This is a genomic window from Streptomyces sp. NPDC055962, assembly GCF_042270185.1.
Classification (GTDB): Bacteria; Actinomycetota; Actinomycetes; order Streptomycetales; family Streptomycetaceae; genus Streptomyces.
The window spans coordinates 984,952-999,865 of record NZ_JBHJYN010000002.1 but is presented as its reverse complement, the minus strand read 5'-3'; the positions used below and the strand labels follow the sequence as shown (position 1 = coordinate 999,865).

Here is a 14,914-nt window from a genome sequence, read left to right as displayed (position 1 = left end):
GTGCGGTCAGCTGCGCCAGACGTCGGCGGTCAGCGTGACCTTTCCGGAGGACGGGACGGTGGCGGTGCGGTTGGCGCCGCTCTCCCAGGTCACGTTGCCGCTCGCGTCCTTGCGGAGGTACTTGTACGCGAAGGACGTGCCTGCGGGCAGCGCCACGTCGAGTTTCCAGACGGGGTACGTCGCCGGGTCGAGCTTCAGCGCGGAGGCCGGGGCCCAGTTGCCGAGTGCGGCCTGGTTGCCGGTGACGTAGATGTTCTGGCCGAGCTGGGTGGTGGCGTTGACGCCGAAGGAGGCACCGGACTGGCCGGTGCCGGGGTCCGGGGTCGTGCCGCCGCCGGTGCAGGTGCGGGCGCCGACGTGCAGGGCCAGGGCCGTGTTGGCACCGAGGGTCGCGGTGAACTGCCCGGAGGCGTTGACCGTGACGCCGTTGCCGGTCTGCACGTCGCAGTAGTCGCCCGCGGGCAGCGAGGTCTGGAAGGTACGGCTCAGCGACGAGCCCTCGTGGTTGATGGCGACGTACGCCTTGGAGCCCCGGCCGAAGGCGATCTGGTCGCCCCCGTTGTCCCACCAGTTCGAGACGGCCTGACCGCGGGCGGTATTGCGGAAGCCCACCATGGAGGAGATCTCGCGCCAGGCGTGCTGGCACTTCCAGCCGCCGCTGTAGCAGGCGCTCACCTGGCCGCCGTTGGGCGGTCCGGCGTCCTTGTCCGACCATTCGTAGCCGGAGTGGACGTCCGGGGAGCCGTAGGGGTAGGCCAGCATGAAGACGTTCGCGAGGGTGTAGTTCGCGCCGTCCTTGTAGTTCAGGGTGTCGCCGCCGCGTTCGGTGTCGTGGTTGTCGACGAAGACGGCGGACCTGCCGGACTCCATGAAGCCCCAGCCCTCGCCGAAGTTCTTCAGGTTGGCGAGGTTCTCGTTGTTGAAGACCTGCTTGAGGCTGCGGCCGTAGCGGAACTCCTGGACGTCGCCGCTGCCGAGGTACTCGGAGGGCGAGACCGCCTCCCCTGCCCCGTAGATCGCCTCGTGCTTCCAGTACACGCCGGTGTTGCTCAGCCGCGACTTGATGTTGGCGAGGTCGGCAGCCGGCATGTGCTTGGCGGCGTCGATCCGGAACCCGTCCACGCCCAGGGAGAGAAGGTCGTTGAGGTATCCGGCGATCTTGCCCCGGACGTAGTCCTCGCCCGTGTCCAGGTCGGCGAGACCCACGAGCTCGCAGTTCTGGACGTTGCCCCGGTCGCCGTAGTTGCTGATCTGCGACTGGCAGTCGTTCATGTCGTTGACGGAGTAGAGGCCCGGGTAGTCGTACTTGGAGTACGACGAGCCGCCGGTTCCGGTGCCCGAGCCGGCCGACATGTGGTTGATGACGGAGTCGGCGACGACCTTGACGCCGGCGGTGTGGCAGGTGCTGACCATGTTCGCGAAGGCCGTACGGTCACCGAGGCGGCCGGCGATCTTGTAGCTCACGGGCTGGTACGAGGTCCACCACTGGCTCCCCTGGATGTGCTCCTGGGGCGGCGAGACCTGGACGAAGCCGTAACCGGCCGGGCCGAGGCTGTCGGTACAGGCCTTGGCCACGGACGCGAAGTTCCACTCGAACATCACGGCGGTGACGTCCTTCTCGCCGGGCGGCGCGGCCTGGGCGGTCCCGGCGGCGCCGAGCCCCGCCGGGACGGCGAGGACAGCGGCGCCCAAGGTGAGGGCGAGCGCGCCGGACAACGGTCTGCGTGCCATGACGTTCCTCCTGCGGTGGGGGAAGTGCGGGGATGGCGGAGCAGCCTCACCGGGCAACGCGCCGTGCCGTCAAGGCTTCTGAAGGTTCTTGCAGCAAGAATGCAAAAACTGGGGTGCAGCAGACCGTACGAGCCTGACCTGCCCCGGTCAACCCCCTGGACACGACGCGATTACACCCCGCTCACATCGACGAAATCTCGTAGATTTCTTCCTGCAAGGACTTACGCAAGATATTGCGGTGCTGTTAAGTTCGTCCCGACTCCGGCCCGGCCGGCCGGGGGGCCGGTACGCCGGGCCCCACGCGCCCGGCCGGCCGGGCCGGTCACGCCAAGGAGAGGCCCCGACGTCGCTTCCCCGCCGGCCCATCCCGGGCCGAACTCGGGGCCTCTCCTGCGCGGGGCCGTCCCGTGACGCCGGCCGCTCGCGTCGACGGCACTGGGGGGCGATACGCCTATCGCCAGGGGTCGAGAGCCAGTTTGCCCCAGGTCCGGCCCGCTTCGAGTCGCTCCAGCACCGCTGGTCCCTCGGCGAGGGGGTGCACCTGAGGAGCACCGGGCGGGTACACGCCTCGGGCGATGAGCGCTTCGAGCTCGTCGAGCAACGACCGGTAGAGGGACGGGGCCTCGACGGCCAGCGCACCGATGTGCAGGCCCTTGATCTGCACCGGATGGGCGAAGACCAGATCGTGCGTGGTCAGCGTGGCATCACCGGAAGCGGCGCCGAACACGACGACCCGGCCGGTGAGGGGCCTCGTGACCGACAGGCTCGCCTTGAACGTGGCCTGTCCCACCGATTCCAGGACGAGATCGACACCGCCGGTCAGGCGGGTGATCTCCTGGGCCAGATCGGAGCGCCGGCCGTCCAGGACCTCGTCCGCGCCGAGCGCCCTGACGGTGTCGTGCTTCGCCGGTGACGCCGTGGCGACCACCCGCGCCCCGTAGTGGCGGGCGAGGCGCACGGCGGCCTGCCCCACGCCTCCCGCCGCGGCGTGGACGAGTACCGTCTCGCCCCTCCTGATCTCGCCCAACGGCTTCAACGCCGCCAGCGCGGTGGCCCAGTTCAGGACCAGGCCGAGAGCTTCGGCATCGCTCCATCCGTGCGGTACGGGAAGGACGCCCGCCGCCGGCAGCGTCATGTACTGCGCGAAGGCGCCCGGACCGGCTCCTACGACATGAGTGCCGGGCCGCAGCGGCCCGGCGACGTCCGGGCCGATACCCACGATCTCGCCGGCGGCCTCGAAGCCCGCCACATACGGGGCCTGCGGGCCTCCTCCGTAGGTCCCCCGGGTCTGCATGACGTCGGCGAAGTTGACCCCGGCGGCACCCACACGGATCAGGTACTCGCCGGGCCCCGGCACGGGGCGGCGATGGCCGGTCGTGAGCGTCAGATCCTTCGGGCCCCCGTGCGACTGCTGGACCAGCGCCCGTACGGTCCCGGTCCCCTCAACGGTGTGCTGCTGCTCGTCGGTCTCCATGCGCCGAAGGTAGGACCCTGACACTTGTGGCAGGGTCAAGTGACGGCGGGAGACCCGTGCGGCGGGCGTCTCGCAGATAGGCGTCGAGTGCCGCCTGCTGGTCGCTGAGCACGGCGATCCGAGCGACGAGCCGGTCACGGTGGGCCTGCACCTCGTCGAGGAACTCCCCGTGCACGACATCGGCTCCGGACTCGGCTCCGTCGACGAGGCGTGGAAGAGCCTCTCTGATCAACCGCACCGGCAGCCCTGACTCCAGCAGCGAACGGATGACGAGCACCCGGTCGACGGTGGACCGGCAGTAGTCGCGGAACCCGTTGCCGGAACGACCGGGGACGATCAGTCCCTCGTCCTCGTAGTGCCGTAACGATCGCGCACTTGCGCCGCTGACTCTGGAAGCTTCGCCGATCCTCATGCCTGAGGCCAACGTCCGGGAGCAGCACGCTCTTCCCGCCCGGGCCGCCGCGGTTAGGCTCTGCCCGACCACCGACGAGCCAGGGGGAAGAGGAATGCGCGACGCCACCGTGACGCCCGCAGGGGACCGGATCCGATGGGTGGAGCTGCCCGGACAGGAACCGGCCCGTGTCTATGTGCACGGCCTCGGCGCCACCTCACCCGCCTACTTCGCCCAGGCCGCCGCCCATCCGCTGCTCACCGGCCGCAGGTCCCTGCTCGTCGACCTGCTCGGGCATGGCATCAGCGACCGGCCGACGGACTTCGACTACCGGCTCGCATCCCACGCCGACGCCTTGGCCGCCGCCCTGACGCACGCGGGCGTGACCGGCGCGGAGGTGGTGGCGCACAGCATGGGCGGGTCCGTGGCGATCGTCCTGGCGAGCCGTCACCCGCATCTGGTGTCCCGTCTCATGCTGGTGGACGCGAATCTCGATCCGCTGGAGCCGGTGTCCGGCGCACCGGGCAGCAGCGGGATCGCGGCCCTCTCCGAGCCCGAATTCCTGGCGGGCGGCTGGCAGGAGATCCGGGACCTGGCAGGCCCTCACTGGTGGTCCACGATGCGCCTCGCCGGCCTGGAGGCCCTGCATCGCAGCGCCGTCCACCTCGCCCGTGGGACCACCCCCACCATGCGCGAGCTGCTGCTGGGGCTGTCGATCCCCAGGACCTTCCTGTTCCCGGCGGCCGATGGCGCTCTCGCGGGGACCGACGCGCTCACCGGCGCCGGGGTCCGCGTGGTCCCCGTCCCGGACTGCGGGCACAACATCATGCTGGACGCCCCGGACGCGTTCGCGCGTGAGGTGGCCGCCGCGCTCACGGCCGACGGCTGAGAGCGCGGCCGGCCCCAGGCTCTACCGGCCGTCGGGGGTCTCTTCGTCGAAGATGTCGTCAGCGGTGGTGACGACCGCCGCGCGAGCCAACCACCGGCGGAGGAGCTCCGGGTCATCGCAGGTGGTGGCCTTGTCCCGGGTGGTGTCGGTGATCTCGATGCCGCGCATGTCCAGGATGAGCAGGACACCGTCGGCCCACGGCCACCAGGTTGCTCCACTGTTGTGCAGCCGGGCGATTGCCCAGGCCTTGTGCGATGAATTCGACGACAGGTCCAGCGATCGCTTCCGGTGTGTCGCGCAGGGCGACGGACATCGTCCTCAGTATCGCATCGACGTCCGGATTGTCAGCGTGTGTGATAGCGGCGAGTGTGGCGAGCGGCAGATCCTTGCGGGCCTCGGCCACGTTCGTGATGACGGTCCTGGCAGATCACGAGAAGCAGGACGGGGAGCCGGTACTTGTTGTGGAGATACGTGACGTAGTACGGCCAGCTGGCCTTCTTGCCGAAGCCCTTCTTCCCCTGGGCTTCTTGACGACGAGGAGGAAGGGACCGTCGCCCTCGGTCTCGATGCGCAGGAGCGTGTCCACGCGTCGTTCGAGCGGTTCGACCTCGGTGAGGTCGACGGTCAGCGGCTCTGCCGACACCAGCGGCGGCAGAGCCAGCCCGAGGACGTCGGAGAGCTGGGAGATGAGGCCGGGGTATTCCTGAAAGATGCGGTGCATCGCTTCGTGCGGTGCGCTGACCATGGGTTTCCGTTCGGGATCAGGCGGCTGTGGGCAGGTCGGTGCGGCAGTCACGGCAGTGGCCGGGGTGGCGCGAGCGGAAGGCGCGGTCGCGGCGGTCGCAGTTCTGGAGCGGGATGACGATCACTCCGGGGCGTACGGGGGCCAGCTCGCGCATGCCGGGCAGCGGAGGCGACATCGTGGGTCACCGCGTCACGGCCCGCCGGGTCGCGGGCGCCCCGCGACCCGGCGGCGGCGGCCCTCCCCTGCACGCGCCCGTGCAGGGCGGCGTTCGCTGCCGGCTCCGCCACGATGTGCGCGGCAGGCTCGACGGGCAGCCCCCAGTCCCCCAGGTGTGCCGCCAGGCGCTCACTCCGCGGGAATCGCTCGCCTTCATCGAGCAACTGCTGGGAGAGACGTGATCGACAAGCTCGCCGCCGAGGACTCCCACGAACTGGAACTGGCCTGGTTCAAGAGCAGCTGCAGCGACAGCAGCAGCGGCAACGACTGCGTCGAGGTCGCACCCACCCCCCGTACGGTGCACGTCCGTGACTCCAAGAGCACCGCCGGCCCCCTTCTCGGCTTCACTCCCGCCGCCTGGACGGCCTTTCTGGCGTACGCCTCCCGACGCTGACCTCTCCGTGACTGTTCGCGGGGCTACTTCCAGACGACGGCCACGACTGCTGCGGCGGCGGTGAACGACGCCACGGCGAAGAAGGCCCACGGCCGCTTGTTGCGCATGCCGACCAGCGCGGTGACCGCCACCAGGACGTCCAGGGCCAGTTTCACCCCCATCTTCGCGCTGTCCACCGGCAGGTCCTGGGATATCCGGGTCCAGATGAGCCCCGCACCGGTGACCAGCTGGACGACCGCGCTGCTCACCATGTAGCCGCCGGTCACCGGGTCCTTCCCTCTCAGCTGGTAGAAGACGCCGCCCAGGAGCGCGGCGAACCCGAAGAGGTGGAAGACGAGGAACACATAGCGAAGGATCTCCATGCCAATGATCTCTTTCTGGATTCGGACGAGTTGATGTTCCTCCGGGACGGCACGAGGTCCACTACCGCGCCCGAATTCCCACGTCGCAGATCGACTATGGTTAATTCACCGCAGGGTGAGCGGTGTCTCGGACGCGATGCGGGACAGCTTCTCCGGGTTGCGGACGACGTAGAGGCCGGTGATGCGGCCGTCTTCCACGTGGACCGCGAGAATGCTGTCCAGCTCACCGTCCAGATGGAGCGCGAGCGCCGGGCTGCCGTTGACCATGGTGGGGTCGAAGGTGACCGGGATCGTGTTCCTGCTGAGGCCGCCGGCCAGGAGGCGGGCCACCTTGTCGGCGCCGACGATCGGCCGTAGCGCGGCGTGCTTCACGCCGCCGCCGTCGCCCATGTAGACGACGTCCGGCGCGAGGACGTCGAGCAGCTCCTGAAGGCCCCCGCCCTCCAGTGCCCGTACGAACGACTCCACAGCCGCCCGCGTCTGGCGCTGAGTCACCACTGAGCGTGGGCGCCGGGCGTCCACGTGACGGCGGGCACGGTGCGCGATCTGGCGGACCGCTGCCGGGGTCTTGTCTATCGCCGCCGCGATCTCGTCGTAGCCGACGTCGAAGACCTCGCGCAGCACGAAGACGGCCCGCTCGGTCGGTGACAGCGTCTCCAGGACCAGCAGCACCGCCATCGAGACGCTCTCGGCGAGTTCGACGTCCTGCGCCACGTCCGGCGTGGTCAGCAGCGGCTCCGGCAGCCAGGGGCCCACGTACGACTCCTTGCGCCGGGACATCGTGCGCAGCCGGTTGAGCGCCTGCCGGGTCGTGATCCGGACCAGGTAGGCGCGCTGGTCGCGCACCTGGTCGAGGTCGACCTCGACCCACCGCAGCCAGGTCTCCTGGAGGACGTCTTCGGCGTCGACCGCCGAGCCGAGCATCTCGTACGCGACGGTGAAGAGCAGATTGCGCTGGGCGACGAAGGTCTCGGTCGCCCGGTCGACGACGGGATCAGCACTCATGTGTGGATCATCTCCCCTTCGGCCGGCCCGGACCTAGGAAATCCGTTCGATGGCCGGTGCCTCGGCGCGTACGGCCTCCAGCGCCTCGCGGCGTCCGGCGCCCCCCTTCATGCGGTGCAGGCTGTACCCACCGGGCTTGTGCGCCTCGTCGGCCAGGTGCTTCACGATGCCCTTGCACACGGTCTCCTTCATCTTCGCGCCGAGGCGACCGTCGATGTGGAACCACACCGCGACGTCGGACCTGTTGCCGAACTGGAAGATGCCGGTGCCCCGGCCCAGGCTGATGCACTGCGCTCCGAACGACTGGTTGAGGGTCTCGGGCTGTTCGCCCGCCAGCCGGCTGAGGACCGTGTCTGCGGCCCGTGCGCCCAGCGGCATCGCCGTCTGGCAGCTCATCCGCAGCGGCAGGCCCGACGGCGCCGCCGAGTCCCCGGCCGCGACGATGCGGTCGTCGTCCACGCTCGTCAGCGTCTCGTCCGTGAGCAGGCGGCCCAGGGCATCGGTGCTCAGCGCACTGCGGACGGCCAGGTCCGGCACGCCGAAGCCCACGGTCCAGATGGTCACCGCGCTGGGCAGCTCCCGGCCGTCGGCGAGCCGCACCGCGTCAGGCGTCACCGCCGTCACTTTCGTGTCGGCACCCTCCACGACCCTCACCCCGAGCGCCGTCAGCCGCCCGGCCACCGACCGCCGCCCCCGCCGGTGCAGGTACGGGCCGAGCACCCCACCGCAGACCAGGGTCACGACGCGGCCCTGTTCGGCCAGTTCGGCGGCGGTCTCGATGCCTGTCGGACCGGCTCCGACGACCGTCACCGGGGCCGGTGCGGGCGCGGCGTCGAGGACCGGCAGCAGCCGCTGCGCCTCCTCCAGGCCGGCGATCGGGTAGGCGAACTCGGCCGCACCGGGCACCTGCGGGTCGGCGCTGCCGCTGCCCACCGCGTAGACCAGGTAGTCGTAGCCGACCGCACCACCGCTCGCCAGCTCCACTTCGCGCCGGGCCGCGTCGATCCGCGTCACGCAGTCGACCACCAGCCGCACCCCCTCCGCCAGCACGTCCTGGTAGTCGACGACAGCGGTGTCGGTCCCGCCCACCATCTGGTGCAGGCGGACACGGTGGACGAAGGCGGGGCGCGGGTTGACCAGCGTCACGGTCACGTCGTCGCGCTGCGTCAGGCGATTGGCCGCCATGACGCCGGCGTACCCGCCGCCCACCACGACCACGTCGGTGTTCTTCACCATGATGATGTCTCCCTCGTTTCGAGCTGTTCGAGCTCAAGACACCACCTGCACGGACCCTGTGACAGCCTGTGACCCAGTTCACTCGGACCGTCTCCCGCACGCCTCCGGAAGGAACATGCCGGTACGCGAAAGGCCGGGTCCCCCCTCCGGACCCGGCCCCGCTCACGCCCCCGTTCAGACGCTGCGTACGGCAGCGGTAGACCCCCGTACCACCAGCTCCGGCTGGAACACGTACTCCGTGCGCTGCACGGGGCTTCCCGCGATCTCCTCCAGCAGCGCGCCCACCGCCGCCGCCGCCATCGCCTGCACAGGCTGGCGCACCGTGGTCAGGGGCGGGTCGGTGAAGGCGATGAGCTGCGAGTCGTCGAAACCGACGACGGAGACGTCGCGCGGGACGTCGAACCCTCGTCCGCGGGCCGCCCGGACCACGCCGAGCGCCATGAGGTCGCTGCCGCAGACGATACCGGTGCAGCCGGCGTCCAGCAGTGCACCCGCCGCGACCTGGCCGCCCTCGACGCTGAAGAGCGTGGAGCAGACCAGCAGTTCGGCGTCGTCGCGGTCCATGCCCAGCAGCGAGACCGCCGCGTCGACGAACCCCTCGCGCTTGCGCCGGGAGGGCACGTAGCGCTGCGGTCCGATCGCCAGGCCGATCCGGCGGTGGCCGAGCTCCGCGAGGTGGCTGACGGCCATGTGTACGGCGGCCTGGTCGTCGGGCGAGACGAACGGGGCGCTGATGCGCTCGTTGTAGCCGTTGATCAGCACGAACGGCACGCCGCGCTCGGTGAGCGCGGCGTAGCGCGCCGGGTCGGCCGAGGTGTCGGCGTGCAGTCCCGAGAGGAACACGATGCCGCCGACGCCGCGCTCGACGAGCTGTTCGACCAGTTCGTCCTCGGTGGCACCGCCGGGCAGCTGGGTGCAGAGCACGGGTGTGTAGCCGTGCCCCGCGAGCACCTGCTCCACGGACTGCGCGAACGCCGGGAAGATCGGGTTGACGAGTTCGGGCGTCACCAGTCCGATCAGCCCGGCGCTGCGCTGCCGCAGCCGTACAGGGCGTTCGTAGCCGAGGACGTCGAGCGCCGCGAGCACCCGCTGGCGCGTGGTGCCCGCGACCCCCGGCTTCCCGTTGAGCACCCGGCTGACGGTGGCCTCGCTGACCGCGGCCTGACCGGCGATGTCGGAGAGCCGCAGCGCCGGTCCGGTCCTGGGTGCGGGGACGGTCACACCGTCCACCACACCGTGGTGTCCGCGGGCAGCTCGACGGTGTCGCCCTCGACGGTCACCGGGGCGCTGGCCAGCAGCAGGGTGCCGGGGACGGCGACGCGGACGGCTGCGCCCGTGGTGTTGACGGTGCAGACGAAGCCGGGGCGGCCGAGGGCGAGGACGCCCTCGGGGGTGTCCAGCCACTCGACGTCCGTGCCGGCGCCGAGCCCCGGGTGCTCGCGCCGGGCCGCGATCGCGGCGCGGTACAGCTCCAGCGTGGAGCCCTCCGCACCGGTCTGCGCCTCGACGGACAGCGCGCCCCAGGTGTCGGGCTGCGGCAGCCAGCTGCCCCCGCTGCCGAAGCCGTACGAGCTGCCCTCCCGGGTCCACGGGATCGGCACACGGCAGCCGTCGCGGAAGCCGTCCTGGCCCTCGGCGCGGAAGAACGACGGGTCCTGGCGTGCCTCGTCGGGCAGGTCGGTGACGTCGGGAAGGCCGAGCTCCTCGCCCTGGTAGACGTAGGCGGAGCCGGGAAGGGCCAGCATCAGCAGGGTGGCCGCGCGCGCCCTGCGCAGACCGAGCTCGCCGTCTCCGGGGGTGCGGATCTGGGTGCCCAGGCCCGGCGGGTTGCCGAAGCGGGTGGTGTGCCGGGTCACGTCGTGGTTGGAGAGCACCCAGGTGGTGGGGGCGCCCACCGGACGCATGGCGTCGAGCGAGGAGTCGATGACGGCGCGGAGATCGTCGGCGTCCCAGGCGGTCGACAGGTACTGGAAGTTGAAGGCCTGGTGCATCTCGTCGGGGCGCACGTAGTTGGCGGTGCGCTCGACGGTGGGGGTCCACGCCTCGGCGACCAGGATGCGGTCGCCGGGGTACTCGTCGAGGATGGTGCGCCAGCTGCGGTAGATCTCGTGCACACCGTCCTGGTCGAAGAACGGCATGACATCGTTGCCCAGCAGTTTCAGCTGGTCGTGCGACCCGAGGTCGGGCAGACCCTCCGCCTTGACGAGCCCGTGGGCGACATCGACGCGGAAGCCGTCGACGCCCATGTCGAGCCAGAAGCGCAGGATGGAGCGGAACTCGTCGGCGACGGCCGGGTGCTCCCAGTTGAAGTCGGGCTGCTCGGGCGCGAAGAGGTGCAGGTACCACTCGCCGGGGGTGCCGTCCGGGTCGGTGGTCCGGGTCCACGCGGGGCCGCCGAAGATCGACTCCCAGTCGTTGGGCGGGAGTTCGCCGTCGGTGCCCTGGCCGGGCCGGAAGTGGTAGCGCTCGCGCAGGGCGGAGCCGGGGCCCTCGGCGAGGGCGCGCTTGAACCACTCGTGCTGGTCGGAGGAGTGGTTGGGCACCAGGTCGACGATGATGCGCAGCCCCAGGCCGTGGGCGTCGCGGATCAGCGCGTCGGCGTCGAGGAGCGTGCCGAACATCGGGTCGATCGCCCGGTAGTCGGCGACGTCGTAGCCTGCGTCGGCCTGCGGGGAGGCGTAGAAGGGGCTGAGCCAGACGGCGTCGACGCCGAGGTCCCGGAGGTACGGGAGCCGGGCGGTGACGCCCGCGAGGTCGCCCATGCCGTCGCCGTTGCCGTCGGCGAAGCTCCGCGGATAGACCTGGTAGATCACCGCGTCCTGCCACCAGCCGGTGCGGTGGCCCGGGGCGTCGTCGGACGTGCCGGTGGAGGGGGCAGCGAGGTGCTGGGTCATGTCGTCCCTGGGGTGTCTGGGTGGGGAGCGGCGCCGGGACCGGGTCGGGGATCCGGCGCCGCCGTGACGTTGCGTGCGGTCGTGCGGGACTGGGTGCGTCAGCCCTTGACGGCTCCGGCGGACATGCCGGTCACCAGGTGCTTCTGCGCGAAGAGGAAGACCAGTGCGGCCGGGATGGCGATGAGCACGGACGCCGCGGTCATCGGGCCCCACTGGGCTCCGTACTGGTTGACGAACTTCTGCAGTCCGCCGGCGAGTGTGAGGTTCTCGTCGCCGACCATGAAGGCGGAGGCGTAGGCCACTTCGCCCCAGGCGGTGATGAAGGAGTAGAAGGCGGTGACGGCCAGGCCGGGCTTGGCCAGCGGCAGGATGAGCCGCCAGAACGTGCCGAACGGCGTGAGCCCGTCGACCTGCCCCGACTCGTCGATCTCGTGGGGGATCGTGTCGAAGAAGCCCTTCATCATCCAGGCGCAGAACGGCACCGAGATGGTGAGGTAGGTGATGACGAGGCCGGCCGGCTGGTTGAGCAGCCCGATGGTCGACATGATGTTGTAGATCGGCACGATGAGGACGGCGACCGGGAACATCTGGGTGATCAGCAGCGTCCACATGAGCCCGCGCTTGCCGGGGAAGCGGAAGCGGCTGACCGCGTAGCCCGTGGTGGCGGAGACGAAGACGCCGATGACGGTGGAGAGTCCGGCGACGATCACGGAGTTGCCGAACCAGCTCAGGAACTCGGTGTCCTTGATGAGGTTCGTGTAGTTCTCGAACGTCGTCTCTTTGAAGAAGTCCGTCGTCGTCGCGAACTTGGCGGGCTTGAGCGAGGTCAGCAGGACCCAGAGCACCGGGAAGACCGCGATCACCGAGGCGATGATCAGGGTGAGGTGCAGGGCCGTGGAGGCCAGCGGCGAGCGGTCGCCGCGCCGGCGGACCTTGGGGGCGCTGTGCCGGGCGGGGTGTGCGGTGGCGGTGGTCACCAGGTGTCTCCCTGTGTGCGGAGCACTCGCCGGTACACCATGGCGAAGAGCATCAGGAGTACGAGGATCAGCACGCCCCAGGTGGAGGACTGCGCGAAGTCGCGCGGGCTGATCTCGAAGGAGAATTTGTACGCCTGGGTGACCAGGATCTGGGTGGCCTCGCCGGGTCCGCCGCGGGTCAGCAGGAAGATCACCGGGAACATGTTGAAGGTCCAGATGGTGGAGAGCAGGATCACCGTGGTGGACACCGGGCGCAGTCCGGGGAGCGTGATGTGGCGGAAGCGCTGCCAGGCGGTGGCGCCGTCCATCTCCGCGGCCTCGTACTGCTCCGAGGGGATCGACTGCAGTCCGCCGAGGAGGGCGACCATCATGAAGGGGACGCCGAGCCAGACGTTGACGGCGATGACGGAGAACTTGGCCCAGGTGGGGTCGTTCAGCCAGGGTATGCCGTCGATCCCGGCGCCGCCGAGGATCTTGTTGAGCAGCCCGCGGTCCTCGTTGTAGAGGAAGCGCCAGGCGAACACCGAGACGAAGCCGGGGATGGCCCAGGGCAGGATCAGGGCCATGCGGTAGACGGAGCGTCCGGCGATGCGGCGGTTCAGGATGTTGGCGAGTGCCATGCCCAGGCAGAAGGTGATGCCCACGCAGGAGACCGTCCACACCAGCGTCCAGCCGAGCGTGCCGAGGAACTGGGTACCCGTCAGCGCGTCGACGTAGTTGTCGACGCCCACGAACTCGTAGGTGGCGGGCAGTTCGTTGACACCGATGGACCGTGCGACGTTGCGCTCGTTCGCGTCGGTCAGCGACAGGTAGATGCCGCGGACCAGCGGATATCCGATGATCACGCCGATCACGATCACGACGGGGGCGACCATGGTCCAGGCGTACCAGTGGACCGACATGGCCCGCCGGAGCTTGCTCGGTGGTGCGGATTCACCAGTACCGCGGCTCCGGCCGCGGGCGACGTCGTCGCCCGCGGCCTTCGCCACCGACTGGCTGGTGTGGACAGCCATCAGCCGGCCTGCCTTCCTGAGTTACTTCCAGCCCTTGAGGAGCTTGCGGTAGGAGTCGCCGGTCGTCGAGGCGGCCTTCTCCGGCGTGGTCTGGCCGGTGAGGACCTTGGTGTACTCCGTGACGAGCGGCGCGAAGAGGCTGCCGGTCTCGGGGATCCAGGGGCGCTCGACGGCGGTCTCGACGACGGGCTTGAAGAACTGCACGATCTCGCTGTCCGCGGCCTCCTGCTTGGCGTAGGCGGAGGTGCGGGTCGGCAGGAGGTTCAGCTCACCGGCGGTCTGCGCCTGGGTCTCCACCGAGGTCATGTACTCGACGAAGGCGTAGGAGGCGTCCAGGTTCTTGGAGCCCGCGTAGACGGCGAGGTTGTGGCCGCCCTGCGGGGCGCCCTGTCCGGCCGTGCCGGCCGGCACCGGGGAGATGCCGAGGTTCGCCTTGTCGGTGAACTCCTTGCCGGTCAGGGTGTCGGCGACGGCCCACGGGCCGTTGATCATCATCGCGACCTTGCCGTCCTTGAACGACGACTGCATGTTCTCCCAGCCGTCGGTGGCGTCGGTCTTGGCCGCACCCGAGTCGACGAGGTCCTTGACGGTCTTGAAGGCCTTGACGCCCTCGGGGTTGTTCACCGTGACGGTCTTCGACTTGGCGTCGACCAGGTCGCCGCCCTCGCCGTAGAGGAAGGAGAGGAACCAGTACGCGTCGTCGCCGCGGAGGTAGAGGCCGGTCTTGCCGGTCTTGTCCTTGATCGTCTTGGAGACGGTCTTCAGGTCGGCGATGTTCTGGGGGACCTCGACACCGGCCTCCTTGAAGATCTTCTTGTTGTAGAAGATGCCCATGGAGTCGATGACCTGCGGGACCGCGTAGGTCTTGTCCTTGTACTTCGTGGACGCGGCGGCCTGGTCGAGGAAGTCGTCCTGGTCCTTCAGCGCCGTGGTGCCGTCCAGCGGGGCGAGGTAGCCGAGGTCGGCGAACTCGGGGGTCCAGGCGACCTCGGAGCGGATGACGTCCGGGGCACCGGCGCCGGCCTGCGCGGCGTTCTTGAACTTGTTCTGCGCCTCACCGAAGGGGACGTTGACGTACTTGACGTCGACCTTCGGGTGCTTCTTCTCGAAACCCTCGGCGATCTTCTTGAAGACCTTGTCCTCGCTGCCGACGGTCGAGGTGTCCCACCACGTCACCGTGCCGGAGAGCTCGCCCGAGCTCTTGCTGCCGCCGGACTCGTCGTCGCTGCCGCAGGCGGTCGCCGCGAGCGCCAGGGCCGCGACCAGGGCGGTGGCCGTTATGCCACGTCGCATCTGAACTCCTTCAACTGCCGTACCGCTCCGTCGCGGCGCCGGGTCGACGTGAACGTAACAAGGATGAAAGACGACCGAAAGACTTTGCGGAAGATTTCTGCAAGCGCTGCTGATCGTTACATTGGCGTGTCCTCAAGGTTGCCGTCAAGCCTCTTGACGGCAGCCCTTCCTCCCTGCCCGTGCCTGGCCAGGGCCCCTGCGGAGGCGGTACGACGATCCGACTGCAAGGGCATGACCGATCTCGCAAAGCCTTGCAAGATGTTGCTGCCCGGGGCCCGGCGAACGGTGGCTGCC

At 69.7% G+C, this 14,914-nt stretch carries 13 protein-coding genes and 3 pseudogenes; 2 read left to right on the top strand and 14 right to left on the bottom strand.

Annotated features, from left to right (window positions below):
• Window positions 1-6: 6 nt before the first annotated feature.
• The 3 genes from ACFC51_RS09750 to ACFC51_RS09740 all read right to left on the bottom strand — a co-directional run bounded on the left by ACFC51_RS09750 (window position 7) and on the right by ACFC51_RS09740 (window position 3,617).
• Window positions 7-1,731, bottom strand: a complete 1,725-nt coding sequence (locus ACFC51_RS09750) for a carbohydrate-binding module family 20 domain-containing protein (protein WP_376374768.1) — start codon at window positions 1,729-1,731, stop codon at window positions 7-9.
• A 451-nt stretch (window positions 1,732-2,182) separates the two neighbouring features.
• A complete protein-coding gene (locus ACFC51_RS09745; RefSeq protein WP_376374765.1) occupies window positions 2,183-3,205 on the bottom strand; it encodes an NADPH:quinone oxidoreductase family protein in 1,023 nt (340 codons plus the stop codon).
• The gene (locus ACFC51_RS09740) at window positions 3,174-3,617 is read right to left on the bottom strand and encodes a MerR family transcriptional regulator (protein WP_376374762.1); all 444 of its coding nucleotides are present in this window, start codon (window positions 3,615-3,617) and stop codon (window positions 3,174-3,176) included. Before ACFC51_RS09740 ends, ACFC51_RS09745 begins: the two co-directional genes overlap by 32 nt.
• 94 nt (window positions 3,618-3,711) lie before the next feature.
• Here ACFC51_RS09740 and ACFC51_RS09735 point away from each other — a divergent pair, with 94 nt between their 5' ends.
• On the top strand, window positions 3,712-4,485 hold the full coding sequence (locus ACFC51_RS09735) for an alpha/beta fold hydrolase (protein WP_376374759.1): 774 nt from the start codon (window positions 3,712-3,714) through the stop codon (window positions 4,483-4,485).
• A 21-nt stretch (window positions 4,486-4,506) separates the two neighbouring features.
• Here ACFC51_RS09735 and ACFC51_RS09730 read toward each other — a convergent pair.
• The 3 pseudogenes from ACFC51_RS09730 to ACFC51_RS09720 form a co-directional block, all read right to left on the bottom strand.
• Window positions 4,507-5,230, bottom strand: a pseudogene (locus ACFC51_RS09730) (hypothetical protein).
• 16 nt (window positions 5,231-5,246) lie between these two features.
• Window positions 5,247-5,405: pseudogene (locus ACFC51_RS09725) on the bottom strand (helix-turn-helix domain-containing protein); the annotation flags it as partial.
• 61 nt (window positions 5,406-5,466) lie between these two features.
• Window positions 5,467-5,610, bottom strand: a pseudogene (locus ACFC51_RS09720) (ATP-binding protein); the annotation flags it as partial.
• A 14-nt stretch (window positions 5,611-5,624) separates the two neighbouring features.
• Between ACFC51_RS09720 and ACFC51_RS09715 the strand changes: the two are divergent.
• Window positions 5,625-5,840 (top strand): DUF397 domain-containing protein, encoded by a 216-nt coding sequence (locus ACFC51_RS09715; protein ID WP_376374756.1) that lies wholly within the window; start codon window positions 5,625-5,627, stop codon window positions 5,838-5,840.
• Between the two features lie 23 nt (window positions 5,841-5,863).
• Here the strand turns inward: ACFC51_RS09715 and ACFC51_RS09710 are convergent, their stop codons facing one another.
• From ACFC51_RS09710 to ACFC51_RS09675, 8 genes are all read right to left on the bottom strand, one after another.
• Window positions 5,864-6,202 carry a hypothetical protein gene (locus ACFC51_RS09710; protein WP_376374753.1) on the bottom strand — a complete coding sequence of 113 codons (339 nt, stop codon included), beginning with the start codon at window positions 6,200-6,202 and terminating at the stop codon, window positions 5,864-5,866.
• A gap of 105 nt (window positions 6,203-6,307) precedes the next feature.
• Entirely contained in the window at window positions 6,308-7,207 is a 900-nt protein-coding gene (locus ACFC51_RS09705; RefSeq protein ID WP_376527870.1) for an RNA polymerase sigma-70 factor, read from the bottom strand.
• A gap of 33 nt (window positions 7,208-7,240) precedes the next feature.
• Entirely contained in the window at window positions 7,241-8,443 is a 1,203-nt protein-coding gene (locus ACFC51_RS09700) for an NAD(P)/FAD-dependent oxidoreductase (protein WP_376527868.1), read from the bottom strand.
• Between the two features lie 174 nt (window positions 8,444-8,617).
• Window positions 8,618-9,676: a LacI family DNA-binding transcriptional regulator gene (locus ACFC51_RS09695; RefSeq protein ID WP_376374745.1), complete on the bottom strand. Its 1,059-nt coding sequence runs from the start codon at window positions 9,674-9,676 to the stop codon at window positions 8,618-8,620.
• On the bottom strand, window positions 9,661-11,337 hold the full coding sequence (locus ACFC51_RS09690) for a glycoside hydrolase family 13 protein (protein ID WP_376527866.1): 1,677 nt from the start codon (window positions 11,335-11,337) through the stop codon (window positions 9,661-9,663). Before ACFC51_RS09690 ends, ACFC51_RS09695 begins: the two co-directional genes overlap by 16 nt.
• Before the next feature lie 98 nt (window positions 11,338-11,435).
• Window positions 11,436-12,314, bottom strand: coding sequence for a sugar ABC transporter permease (locus tag ACFC51_RS09685; protein ID WP_376374739.1), 879 nt, complete (start codon window positions 12,312-12,314; stop codon window positions 11,436-11,438).
• A complete protein-coding gene (locus ACFC51_RS09680) occupies window positions 12,311-13,327 on the bottom strand; it encodes a carbohydrate ABC transporter permease (RefSeq protein WP_376414730.1) in 1,017 nt (338 codons plus the stop codon). Before ACFC51_RS09680 ends, ACFC51_RS09685 begins: the two co-directional genes overlap by 4 nt.
• Window positions 13,328-13,348: 21 nt before the next feature.
• A complete protein-coding gene (locus ACFC51_RS09675; protein ID WP_376380219.1) occupies window positions 13,349-14,620 on the bottom strand; it encodes an extracellular solute-binding protein in 1,272 nt (423 codons plus the stop codon).
• Window positions 14,621-14,914: the final 294 nt, after the last annotated feature.